Origin of the sequence: Pedobacter frigiditerrae (assembly GCF_004331645.1) — a bacterium.
Taxonomy (GTDB): Bacteria; Bacteroidota; Bacteroidia; order Sphingobacteriales; family Sphingobacteriaceae; genus Pedobacter; species Pedobacter frigiditerrae.
Genome location: NZ_SJSK01000004.1, coordinates 314246 through 326237, shown reverse-complemented (window position 1 = coordinate 326237; position 11992 = coordinate 314246). Strand labels below are relative to the sequence as shown.

Annotated in this window: 10 protein-coding genes; 6 read left to right on the top strand and 4 right to left on the bottom strand. The window is 33.7% G+C overall.

What is annotated here, in order from left to right:
• Positions 1–76: 76 nt before the first annotated feature.
• Both EZ428_RS16550 and EZ428_RS16545 read right to left on the bottom strand, forming a co-directional pair.
• Entirely contained in the window at positions 77–1699 is a 1623-nt protein-coding gene (locus tag EZ428_RS16550) for an ABC-F family ATP-binding cassette domain-containing protein (RefSeq protein ID WP_131554297.1), read from the bottom strand.
• 251 nt (positions 1700–1950) lie between these two features.
• Positions 1951–2655 (bottom strand): hypothetical protein, encoded by a 705-nt coding sequence (locus EZ428_RS16545; protein ID WP_131554296.1) that lies wholly within the window; start codon positions 2653–2655, stop codon positions 1951–1953.
• A gap of 64 nt (positions 2656–2719) precedes the next feature.
• Here EZ428_RS16545 and EZ428_RS16540 point away from each other — a divergent pair, with 64 nt between their 5' ends.
• The 3 genes from EZ428_RS16540 to EZ428_RS16530 all read left to right on the top strand — a co-directional run bounded on the left by EZ428_RS16540 (position 2720) and on the right by EZ428_RS16530 (position 4484).
• A complete protein-coding gene (locus EZ428_RS16540; protein WP_131554295.1) occupies positions 2720–3277 on the top strand; it encodes a hypothetical protein in 558 nt (185 codons plus the stop codon).
• Between the two features lie 66 nt (positions 3278–3343).
• Complete coding sequence (locus tag EZ428_RS16535; RefSeq protein WP_131554294.1) at positions 3344–3919, top strand: nitroreductase family protein; 576 nt, start codon at positions 3344–3346, stop codon at positions 3917–3919.
• A 112-nt stretch (positions 3920–4031) separates the two neighbouring features.
• Positions 4032–4484: a 3-oxoacyl-ACP synthase gene (locus tag EZ428_RS16530; RefSeq protein ID WP_131554293.1), complete on the top strand. Its 453-nt coding sequence runs from the start codon at positions 4032–4034 to the stop codon at positions 4482–4484.
• A gap of 80 nt (positions 4485–4564) precedes the next feature.
• Here the strand turns inward: EZ428_RS16530 and EZ428_RS16525 are convergent, their stop codons facing one another.
• The gene (locus tag EZ428_RS16525) at positions 4565–5443 is read right to left on the bottom strand and encodes a polysaccharide deacetylase family protein (protein ID WP_131554292.1); all 879 of its coding nucleotides are present in this window, start codon (positions 5441–5443) and stop codon (positions 4565–4567) included.
• 188 nt (positions 5444–5631) lie between these two features.
• Here EZ428_RS16525 and EZ428_RS16520 point away from each other — a divergent pair, with 188 nt between their 5' ends.
• From EZ428_RS16520 to EZ428_RS16510, 3 genes are all read left to right on the top strand, one after another.
• Complete coding sequence (locus EZ428_RS16520) at positions 5632–8136, top strand: S9 family peptidase (protein ID WP_131554291.1); 2505 nt, start codon at positions 5632–5634, stop codon at positions 8134–8136.
• Between the two features lie 110 nt (positions 8137–8246).
• On the top strand, positions 8247–9455 hold the full coding sequence (locus EZ428_RS16515) for an MFS transporter (protein WP_131554290.1): 1209 nt from the start codon (positions 8247–8249) through the stop codon (positions 9453–9455).
• A 123-nt stretch (positions 9456–9578) separates the two neighbouring features.
• Positions 9579–11234 carry a M28 family metallopeptidase gene (locus EZ428_RS16510; RefSeq protein WP_131554289.1) on the top strand — a complete coding sequence of 552 codons (1656 nt, stop codon included), beginning with the start codon at positions 9579–9581 and terminating at the stop codon, positions 11232–11234.
• 61 nt (positions 11235–11295) lie between these two features.
• Here EZ428_RS16510 and EZ428_RS16505 read toward each other — a convergent pair whose 3' ends face one another.
• Positions 11296–11943 carry an outer membrane beta-barrel protein gene (locus EZ428_RS16505; RefSeq protein ID WP_131554288.1) on the bottom strand — a complete coding sequence of 216 codons (648 nt, stop codon included), beginning with the start codon at positions 11941–11943 and terminating at the stop codon, positions 11296–11298.
• Between the last annotated feature and the right edge of the window lie 49 nt (positions 11944–11992).

Here is an 11992-nt window from a genome sequence, read left to right as displayed (position 1 = left end):
GTTTTGAAACATGTTCAAAACTCCTTTTAAAACTTAATTACGAGTTAAATTTTTAAATAATAAAGCTAAAAATTAACTATTTATACATCTCTTCTCTTAACCTAGCCACATCTTCATTGTTGATATAATCATCATAAGTCATCATTCTATCAATGCTTCCTTTTGGCGTTAACTCGATAACTCTTGTTGCAACAGATTCAGTTAAGGCATGATCTCGAGAAGTAAACAAAATCGTTCCGTTAAAATCTTTCATTCCGTTGTTTAAAGCAGTTATAGATTCCAAATCCAAGTGATTGGTTGGCTCATCAAACATTAACAAGTTAGCCAACTGTAGCATCATTCTTGAGAACATGCAACGCATTTTCTCACCTCCTGAAAGCACTTTTACGTTTTTCAAAACTTCGTCTCCAGAGAAAAGCATTCTGCCTAAAAAGCTTCTTACAAATTGCTCATCAGCATCAGTTCCAGAATACTCACGTAACCAATCTACCAAGTTCTCGTCTTTTCCTTCAAAATAAGCAGAGTTATCATTTGGAATATCAGCCTTGCTAATAGTTACACCAAATTTAAAATCACCTTTATAATCCGTGTCTCTTCCTGCTAAAATATCATAGAATGCACTTGTGGCTAAACTATTTTGAGAAAGAATTACAATCTTATCGCCTTTGTTTACCATGAAGTTTACATCTTTAAATAAAACCTCGCCGTGCGCAGTTTTACTTAAACCCTCAACCTGTAAAATCTGATCGCCCGCTTCTCTTGCTAAATTGTTGAATAAGATAGCCGGATATTTTCTACTGGATGCTTTAATTTCAGAGATGTCGATTTTATCTAAAGCTTTTTTACGTGATGTTGCCTGCTTAGATTTAGAGGCATTTGCACTAAAACGCCTAATAAACTCTTGTAATTCCTTAACTTTTTCTTCAGTCTTTTTATTTTGGTCGCTGCGTTGCTTTAATGCTAATTGACTTGATTCGTACCAGAAAGTATAGTTACCAGTGTAAACATTTAATTTGCTGAAATCTATATCCACAATGTGTGTGCAAACAGCATCTAAAAAGTGCCTATCGTGACTTACAACTAAAACAATAGCTTGATAATCTGCCAAAAAATCTTCTAGCCAAGCAATGGTATCAATATCCAAATCGTTGGTAGGCTCATCCAGTAATAAAATATCAGGATTACCAAATAAAGCCTGTGCCAATAAGACACGTACTTTTTGGTTACCATCTAATTCTTTTAATTGTTTGTAATGATGCTCCTCTTTAATACCTAAATTACTTAATAAAGTTGCTGCATTACTTTCCATATTCCAGCCATCTTTTTCGGCGAAAATATTTTCTAATTCACCTGCACGCTCACCATCTTTATCGGTAAAATCTTCCTTTAAATAAATGGCATCCTTTTCTTTCATGATATCATACAATTCCTTGTGTCCTATCATTACCGTTTCAAGAACCGAAAATTCATCAAACTCATAGTGGTTTTGCTTTAAGACGGCCATGCGCTCACCAGGAGTAAAGGCCACAGAGCCAGAAGTTTGATTAACTTCTCCACTTAAAATTTTTAGGAAGGTAGATTTACCTGCGCCATTAGCACCAATTACGCCGTAGCAATTGCCTTGGGTAAATTTAACGTTAACATCTTCGAAAAGAGTGCGTTTGCCATAACGAAGGGATAGGTTTGATACTGAAATCATATTGTTCTGAAATAAAATGCAAAGGTAGTTAAAAAGGTTGAGGGTTTAAAGAGGGGGAGTAAATGGTTTTTGAAAAAGGGTCGCGGTTTTTAAAGCGAAAATCAGTTCTGCTTTTCGCTTTACTTTGGCCCTCGTTCCTTCGTCTGTTTGTAAGCTACAATCAGGCTTACTAAAGGAAAATAATGGTTTTTATAAAAAATACGATCAAAAAAAAAGCAATCCGAAGATTGCTTTTATAATTTAGCGTTTGATTAATAATTCCAAACAAATCGTTTCATGCCACTACCGTTTTCATTAAAAATAATTTTAGTAGGTACTTTAAACTCAGCTTCTACCTCTTTGCCGTTATAGGTAGAAGGGATCCAATCTATATTTAGGTCTATGTCTCGGTTGTTAATTGTGTAAGCGTATAACACTCCTTTTATTGTATAATTAACAGCATAACTTACATCCTTAGAAGATTTAATTTTTGCAACAATTGTTATATCGATTGGTTGGTTATATACAAGATTTTCTTTTGGGTATCCAACCTTAGCAGCTTGTCCTAGAATAGAAAGATATTGATCAATTGAACATACAGGTAGCGGTGCAGAGGCATTTTTGGCAGCTTCATCATTTTTATCTGTTATCGAAATTTCGGCCTTTTTTATGGCAACTGTATCAAGATACAACATTTTTTTTAAGTCGTAGTTATATCTCATGAACACTGTTTTATCACTATTAAAAGCATACCAGTTGCCTGATTTTTTTTCCTCTTTGTAGGTTCCTCTAAGCCATACGTTTCTTTGAGTGTTTTCAACAAAATAAGCCCCATCTAGTTTATTCTTATCGTTTACATTATAGGTTACTCTAGAGTTATCAGCGAGAACTTTTGTTTTTTGTACAAGCTCTCCAGGATTGATAATTGCGGCGATTAAAGCACCAGTGATCATTATTGGAAATGCAATAGCTTTCATAATAAATTGTTTAATGTTAATTTCACTTAAAGATAAGTATTAAAATTTTTTGCAACAAGTTTTTATGGAAAAAACTAAAATTATAGTTGAGTTGAGTAAAACACTGAATAAAAAAGAGATAGGTAGATTTTCCTCATCTTCAAGTAATATATTATTTGAAGTAAAGGATTTGATAGAGATTTCATTTCATAAAAATGAACAGATTGCTTTTAGGGCTGCTTGGATTTTAGAAAATGTCTATATCAAGAATTTAGAAAGGTTTATGCCACAATCAACATATTTTTTAAGTGTGTTTTCATCTCAAAATAATCTTTCTTGTCGCAGGCATTATGGGAAAATTTTAGCGTTAATGACAGATAGAAAAGCACCTCTAGTTATAAAAGAATTGATTCGGAAATATGATACCGAAAAACTAGTGGAAATCGTTTTTAGTTGGTTAATTGATGAGAAAATTACAGTAGCCATTAAGTCTCATTGCTTAAATATCTTAGCCAATTTAAATTCAAAGCATAGTTGGATTAAAGATGAGTTAATACAAACAATGGATTATTTGGTAGATAAAGAGAGTGTTGGATTTTATTCAAAAGTTAAACAGATAAGAAAGCAGTTAGAAAGTATTTAGTATAAAATTTTTAGACTTATTACAGCAACTAAACAATTCAAAACATCTAAACTTCTATTTTTGATTATGAGTAATTACGAAGTTTTATCAAACATTATAAAAAGTAGGAGAAGTATTTTTCCTATAAGTTATATTCAAAAGGAAATCCCAGTTGCTGTAATTGAACAGATATTAGAAAGCGCTAATTATGCACCAACGCATAAATTAACCCAACCCTGGAGATTTGTTGTCATTAGAAGGGAGGCAAAGGCTAGATTAGGAGTAACACTAGGTGATTTATATAAAAACACTATTCCTACACATCAATTTTTGCAGAAAAAATATAATAGCTTTTCAGAAAAAACTAATCAGGCAGATTGCATTTTAGCGATAAACATTCAATTTCACCCAAATGAACTACCAGCTTGGGAAGAAATTGCTGCGGTTGGCTGCGCCGTTCAGAATATGGCATTAACTGCAGAAGCCTTAAATGTTGGTGCTTATTGGAGCTCTCCACCATTAATTGATAACTTGGGAGATTTCCTTGGCCTAGGTGAAAATGAAAAGTGTTTTGGACTTTTTTATATGGGTTATCACGAAGAATTATCTAGAGATGCAAATAGAACACCAATTGCAGAAAAAGTGAAGTGGCTTGAAAAGTAGTTTTCAGTTCTCAATGTTCAGTTAGCAATCACACAATTTAACAATAATTTAAAACCATTGGTATTGCTAGTTAAAATTTAATATATTTAAAATAGCACAAACCAAATAAACTATGCAAGAAATCAAAGATTCCCTATATCAACTTTGTTTAAAATTTATTGAAGAAAGAATAAATACAGCTGAAACCGCTTTGAAACAAGCTCGTGAAGCAAGTAATGATGACACAAAAAGTAGCGCTGGAGATAAGTACGAGACCAGTCGAGAAATGATGCAGCAAGATATTGATAGAAATAAAAGATTGTTAATAGACGCTGAGGAAAATCAGCGAGTTCTGGCTTCCCTTAAGGATGCGCCATTTTCCGAATCAGCAAGAAATGGAAGTTTAGTTTACACTAGCCAGGGCAATTTTTACTTGAGCATTAGTGCCGGACAACTACAGCTTGGCAAAGACACGGTTTTTGCTATTTCTGCTGTTTCACCAATTGGTAAATTATTATTGGGAAAAGAAAAAGGCGCTTCGTTTGATTTTAATGGCAAAAAATACCAAATAAAAGAGGTGGCTTAAATTGTAAAAAGAAGGGAAAATAGGGAATAGGTATAAAAGCAAAAGGGGAAATAGAACTGATCTATTTCCCCTTTCCTGGATTAAAAACTATTCTTAATGCTATTGCTCAACGTCTTAGGGCTCCAATACCCACTAGCAATAATTCTTCTGATAGTGAATAATGGATCTTTCTCATCACGCTTTGTAGATAACTGATAAGCCATTCTGAAACCACGTTTTTTCAACTCAGGAATTCCTTCTGCATTCCATAAACCAAATGGATAAGCAAATTCTGTCATTTTCTTTCCAGTAATTTCTTCTAACCTTTTTGTTGGTTTGTCTAATTGCTCTTCCCAATCTTTACCAGCATATTTTTTGAAGTTTTTATGGTCGTAAGTGTGACTTCCAATTACGTTACCTTCATCAGCTAATTGCTTAATCTGGTCTGAAGACATATAATCTACAAACTTACCTTTTTTACCAATTGAAACCGTCATGATAAAATAAACAGCTTTGTAGCCTAACTTTTTCAATGTCGGATTTACAATGGTAAACTGATCTAAATCAGTATCATCAAAGGTTAACATAATTGGCTTAGAAGGTAATTTAGCACCAGTATTTAAATAAGCATAAAGTTGATCTGGTAAAATGGTATGGTATCCGCTATCAGCCAACATCTTCATTTGATCTTTAAAATTTTGAATTTCTACAATGTAATCCTTACCCACTTTACCATCGGTTGCTTTCCAGTTACGTACTTGGTGGTAACATAAAATTGGAACTTGTTTACGCTCTAAAATTGTTTTAGCATCGGCAACTTTTATTTTAGAAACATCAACTTTTTCAGTTGTGCCATTTGCTTCAACTGCTGTTGTGGTGCCGTCTTTTGCAGTTTCTTCTGCAGTAGATTGCGATTTAGATTGACAGCCAGCTACTAAAATTAGTGCGGCTGCAATGATTGATAAAAAATTCATTTTCATAAGTACAGTATATACCGCAAAACTATAAAATCGATATAGATTTAAGATATAAATTTCAACACTGTTGATAAAATCTTAAATGTTTAAATAGTTTCAAACTTTGCTATCTCTTTTATTACAATAAAATTGATTGTTAAACACACATTTTAAATAAATTAGGCCTTTTATTTTACCAACAACAATCATCAATGAAGAAATTCTACTTTCTCTTAACTTTTGTTTCAATAATTGGCACTCAGGCCTTTGCACAAACAAAAACAATTTCATTAACAGAAACTATACAAGCTCCAGAAAAAGCAAATTACCAAGCTGCAGCTCGTTATTCGCCAACTAAACTCAGGAAAATCATTTACTCAACAGCTGTTGATCCACATTGGTTAAAATTAACCAATAGATTTTGGTATCAGTATGAAACTCCAAATGGCAAACAATGGTATATAGTTGAACCCGTTGCAAAGAGTAAAAAACTACTTTTTAATAGCGAAGAATTAGCTTCAAAAATAACAATGATTATTCGTGACCCTTTTGATGCACAGCATTTGCCAATTGAAAACTTAAAGTTTGCAAAAGATGAAAAGAGCATCAATTTCGAAATTAAAAGTACAATTGATGAAGTGAAAAAAGACAGGAAGGATAAAAAAGCTGCAGATTCATTACAGAAGAAAATCTTTTTCTTTAATTACGAATTGGCTTCAAACAAACTTACAGAAGTTAAGAATTACGAAAAACCAAAAGCGAAACCAAATTGGGGTTCAGTAGCCCCAGATTCTTCGGCCGTAATTTTTTCTCGTAATTACAACTTGTACTGGATGGATAAAGAAAACTACAAAAAAGCTGTGAAAAATGAAGAAGACAGTACAATTGTAGAACATCAGTTAACAAAAGATGGGGTTAAATTTTACTCTTACGGTAGCGATGGTGATGGAGAAAATAATGAAGAGGTTGTTAAAAACGATAAAAAGAGGAGAGGAGCTTACGTACTATGGTCGCCAAATTCGAAATACTTTGTTTTAGATAGAACAGATTCTAGGAAGGTAAAAGACCTTTGGGTTATTAATAGTGTTTCTGCTGGTAGACCAACCTTAGAAACTTATAAATATCAAATGCCTGGAGAAAAAGAATCTCCAATTGATGAATTTGTACTGTTTAATTTTGCAGCAAAAACTCAAAAAACAATAAATACTACTGCTTTTAAAGATCAAAGCATTTCTACCTGGGGAAAGGAAAATTTAAACAAGGATAGAGATAATGAGTTTCGCCCATCTATTTGGTTAGGTGATGATGAAAAATTTTATTTTTCTCGTACTAGTAGAGACTTAAAACGTGTTGATATTTGCACCATTAACATAAATACTGGTGTTGTAACTCAAATTATCGATGAACGTTTTAATACTTATGTAGAAGTTCAAAGACCGGGATTAATAAACGGCGGACAAGAAATTATCCATTGGAGTGAGCGTGATGGTTGGGGACATTTCTATTTATTTGATGGTGCGGGGAAATTAAAAAATCAAATCACCTCTGGTTCTTTCCATTGCGAAAGCATTGTTCAAATAGATCAAAAAAATAGGGTGTTATATTTTACTGCGAATGGTCGTGAAGGTAAGGAAGACCCATATTTTATGCATTTATACCGCATTAATTTTGATGGTACAGGTATGAAATTGTTAAACAGCGGAGATTTTGACCATGCTGTGAATATGAACGATGAGGCGCAGTTTTTTATTGATAATTTCTCTCGTGTTAACACTGTACCTAAATCAGTTTTATTGGATAATTTAGGTAATAAAGTTATGGATTTAGAAACTGCAGATTTATCATTGTTAATGGCTGCGGGTTATAAATTTCCAGAGCCGTTTAAAGTTAAAGCTGATGATGGCGTTACCGATATTTATGGTGTAATGTATAAACCATTCAATTTCGATCCAACCAAAAAATATCCAATTATAGAGTACGTTTATCCAGGTCCACAAACCGAAGCGGTAAACAAATCTTTTGGTAGAAGTATGGATAGAACTGACCGTTTAGCGCAACTGGGTTATGTGGTCATCACAGTTGGAAATAGAGGTGGTAATCCGGCTCGTTCTAAATGGTACCATACCTATGGTTATGGAAACTTACGTGATTATGGTTTGGCTGATAAAAAAGCTGCCATTGAGCAATTAGCAGATAGATATTCTTTTATTGATGCAAATAAAGTTGGTATAACTGGTCACTCTGGTGGTGGTTTTATGTCAACAGCGGCTTTGCTTGTTTATCCAGATTTCTTTAAAGTTGCTGTTTCTGCAGCTGGTAATCATGATAATAGCATTTATAACCGTTGGTGGAGCGAGAAACACCATGGTGTTAAAGAAATTGTTTCTGCCAAAGGCGATACTACTTTCAAATATGCTATCGATAAAAATCCAGATTTAGCTAAAAACCTAAAAGGTCATTTGTTATTAATGCATGGCGATATTGATAATAATGTAAATCCAGCAAATTCAATTAGAGTGGCAAGTGCCTTAATTAAAGCAGGTAAAAGATTCGATTACATGATTGTTCCTGGTCAACGTCACGGTTTTGGCGATATGACAGAATATATGTTTTGGCGTTTAGCAGATTACTTTAATAATTATTTGTTAGGTGATTTTTCTCAATCAACCAATGTGAATATCACAGAGATGGATAGAGAAATAGAAAGAAAACAATAAAAACTAATCAAGGCTCCAAGTTGGAGCCTTTTTTATTTGACTTAATTATGTAGAAACATAAACTCTCTCACTTAGTTAAATTTCTAAATTTGCCCTATAAACGAATGCAAATGAATAATCTATCTCCAAAATTACTAGCTGAACAAACAGTTTTTCCAATACTTTTTGCCCTAAGTTTTTCTCATCTATTAAATGATACCATACAATCTTTAATACCTGCAATTTATCCAATCATAAAAAATAGCTATCATTTAAGCTTTACGCAAATAGGTTTAATCACTTTCACCTTTCAAATGGCGGCTTCATTGTTTCAACCATTTGTTGGTTTGTATACAGATAAAAAGCCACAACCATTTTCATTAGCTACGGGGATGGGTTTTACCTTAATAGGATTAATTACGCTATCTCAATCTTCTAATTTTTATATGATTTTGTTTGCTGTGGCTTTAATTGGAACAGGTTCTTCAATTTTTCATCCAGAAGCCTCAAGAATGGCTCATGCCGCATCTGGCGGAAAAAGGGGCTTGGCGCAATCTGTTTTTCAATTGGGTGGTAATGCAGGAAGCTCACTAGGACCATTATTGGCTGCGTGGATTATTGTTCCTTATGGTCAGTTTAGTGTAGTCTGGTTCTCCTTAATTGCATTATTGGCTATCTTGGTTTTAACTTATGTTGGTAATTGGTACAAAGGTTATTTAGTAAGATTAAGTGAAAGAGTTAAAATCCAAGCCAAAACTTTAGGACACAATTTAAGTAAGAAAAGAGTTATTTTCTCTATTTCAATTTTATTGATCTTGATTTTCTCGAAATACTTTTATATGGCTAGCCTAACCAGCTATTTCACTTTTTATCTAATTCAGAAATTCCATGTGTCTGTTCAAACTTCGCAGGTTTATTTATTTGTATTTCTTTTCTCTGTTGCAGCTGGAACATTGATTGGAGGACCAGTTGGTGATAAAATTGGACGTAAATACGTAATATGGGCTTCGATATTGGGTACTGCACCATTTGCATTGTTATTGCCACACGCTAATCTATTCTGGACTGGTGTTTTAATTGTTCCTATCGGAATAATTTTAGCTTCAGCTTTTTCGGCAATATTGGTATATGCTCAAGAATTAATCCCTGGAAAGGTAGGTTTGGTTGCAGGATTATTCTTCGGCTTTGCCTTTGGTATGGGAGGAATTGGCTCGGCTTTATTAGGTAAATTGGCCGATTCGACTAGTATCACTTACGTTTATAATGTTTGTGCATTTTTACCATTAATAGGTTTGTTAACGGCATTTTTGCCAAATATTTCTACTACTAAAAAAGCCTAATCGAACATTAATATCAAGTAGATTGTTGATTTGTATTGAAAACGATAATAGAACCGTTGCAAGGGCAGCGGTTTTTTTATGAATTTATTTCTTTAACTTCAACTATTCACCTAACACTAATTTATGTATCGCAAAATATTAGGCTTGCTAGCTGTAACAGTTTATTTTTCATCATGTCAATCATCACAATCAGGTTCAGATGTGGCAGATTCTATAGCCTTAAAAACAATCAATGACACTGCTTTTTCAAAACATATTGCCGTTTTAGCATCAGATGATTTTGAAGGAAGAAAACCCTTTACTGACGGCGAAACCAAAACTATCAATTACTTAGAAGGAGAATTTAAGAAGCTAGGACTAAAGCCTGGTAATGGAGAAAGTTATTTTCAAGATGTACCAATGGTCGATATTAAATCTACTCCAAGTGATTTAACCATTAAAACAACCAAAGGACTTGGTATTAAGAGTTTGAAGTTTTTAGACGATTTTGTTGGCGCAACTCGTCATGTAACCGAACAAGTAAAGGTAGAAAACTCTGAAATGGTTTTCGCTGGATATGGAATTGTTGCTCCAGAATATAAATGGAATGATTACGAAGGTTTAGATGTAAAAGGAAAAACCGTAGTGGTAATGGTAAATGATCCAGGGTTTTCTGATTCAACCTTGTTTAAAGGTAAAACAATGACTTATTACGGGCGTTGGACTTATAAGTTTGAAGAAGCAGCTCGTCAAGGGGCAACAGGCGTCATTATCATTCACGAAGATAAGGCAGCAAGTTATCCTTGGGCAGTGGTTAGAAGTGGGTGGTCTAAGTCTAAGTTATATCTAGAATCTGCTGACGGTAATAAATCGAGAGCTTTAATGGAGGGATGGATTACACAAGATGTAGCAAAAGCGATGTTTAGAATGGCAGGTAAATCCGCTGATTTAATGTTTCAAGCAGGTAAAAAAGGTTTTAAGGCTGTTGATTTAGGATTAAATGTATCAACTACCATTAACAACACAATTAAAAAATCTATATCCCACAATGTGGCAGCTGTATTACCCGGAACTAAAAGAGCTGATGAGTATATCATTTATTCTGGACACTGGGATCATTTAGGTAAAGGAGAAGCCGTAAATGGCGATTCGATTTATAACGGTGCCGTGGATAATGCAACAGGGACGGCGGCTTTATTAGTATTAGCTGAAGCCTTTAAAAAAGCTAAGATACTGCCAGAACGTTCAATACTATTTTTATCTGTAACTGCAGAGGAGCAGGGCTTGTTGGGCTCAGAATATTATGGGTCTCATCCCTTGGTTCCTGTAAATAAAACAGTAGCAAATATCAATATAGATGCAATGCAAGCTAATGGAAAAACCAAGGACATTATTGCAGTTGGTTTTGGACAATCTGAATTGGAAGATTATTTAGTAGAAGCGGCTAAAAAACAAGGTAGGGTTGTGGTTAAAGATTCAAACCCATCGGCTGGATATTACTTTAGGTCAGACCATTTTAATTTTGCGAAAGTTGGTATCCCAGCGTTATACACAGAAACTGGAGATGATAATGTTGCCAAAGGTTTAGCTTGGGGTAAAGCTCAAAAAGAAGATTATACAACTAATCGTTATCACGCACCAGCGGATAATTTTGAACCTGCCAAATGGGATTTTTCTGGTATGGTAGAAGATTTAAGATTGTTGTTTAGTGTTGGTTATCGCTTAAGTAACGAAACAACTTTTCCAAGCTGGAAAGAAGGAAGTGAATTTAAAGCGATACGTGAGAAAAGTATGAAGTAAAATATTAGCTAATTAGCAAAATGTGCTAATTAGCTAATTGATAATAGAAGTTTAGTAATGCTTAAAAGTGAAAATTTACACCAAATGCTGGGGTAAAATTATCAAGCACTAGTTGTATGTTCCTAGTTCTTCTAAAATGATAATCTTGGTTAGTACCTCTTTCGTTAAAATAGCCAATTAAAGGAAACGATAACTCAATATCCCACTTTCTAGATGGCAAAAATGCAAAGCCTGGGCTCAAGCTTGCTCCAAAACCTTTAAAGGTATAATCAGTTCTATATAAATACCCAGTATCATCTATGTTTTTATAGCTGTTAATTTGAAAAGTTAAATTAGCCTGGCCGAAAAATTTAAAGTTTTCTTTAATATGGATGTAATATCGAGCAAATGGAGATAGCCCAAAATTCTCTTCTTTGAAACCAAAGCTACTTTGTATTGAATTTGTGTTGGTGTCAAAATAATCATAAAATTCTCCATTAAGTTTTGATATGTTATAATTAAACTCCATTCCAAGTGAAAGGTTATTGTTTATAAAATATCCAATTCGGGGATTAATGGCAAAGGAATTTAACCTCGTGGCATTTGAATTTTGGTCTGTAGTGCCAAAGCTTAAACTTAAGCCACCAATTGTTAAGCCTTTTTGGATTTGCGCATGTGTTACAAATCCGATGGCACATAGCGTAGCCATGATAAGGAATTTAATTTTCATATCGATTTAATTTGTGTGTAATCAATATTAAACAATATTCATAAAAGAT

Coding starts and splice junctions, on each gene's coding strand:
- EZ428_RS16545 (WP_131554296.1), bottom strand. CDS start 2,655: ATGAAAGCTATTGCATTTCCAATAATGATCACTGGTGCTTTAATCGCC.
- EZ428_RS16540 (WP_131554295.1), top strand. CDS start 2,720: ATGGAAAAAACTAAAATTATAGTTGAGTTGAGTAAAACACTGAATAAA.
- EZ428_RS16535 (WP_131554294.1), top strand. CDS start 3,344: ATGAGTAATTACGAAGTTTTATCAAACATTATAAAAAGTAGGAGAAGT.
- EZ428_RS16530 (WP_131554293.1), top strand. CDS start 4,032: ATGCAAGAAATCAAAGATTCCCTATATCAACTTTGTTTAAAATTTATT.
- EZ428_RS16515 (WP_131554290.1), top strand. CDS start 8,247: ATGAATAATCTATCTCCAAAATTACTAGCTGAACAAACAGTTTTTCCA.
- EZ428_RS16510 (WP_131554289.1), top strand. CDS start 9,579: ATGTATCGCAAAATATTAGGCTTGCTAGCTGTAACAGTTTATTTTTCA.
- EZ428_RS16505 (WP_131554288.1), bottom strand. CDS start 11,943: ATGAAAATTAAATTCCTTATCATGGCTACGCTATGTGCCATCGGATTT.
- EZ428_RS16525 (WP_131554292.1), bottom strand. CDS start 5,443: ATGAAAATGAATTTTTTATCAATCATTGCAGCCGCACTAATTTTAGTA.
- EZ428_RS16550 (WP_131554297.1), bottom strand. CDS start 1,699: ATGATTTCAGTATCAAACCTATCCCTTCGTTATGGCAAACGCACTCTT.
- EZ428_RS16520 (WP_131554291.1), top strand. CDS start 5,632: ATGAAGAAATTCTACTTTCTCTTAACTTTTGTTTCAATAATTGGCACT.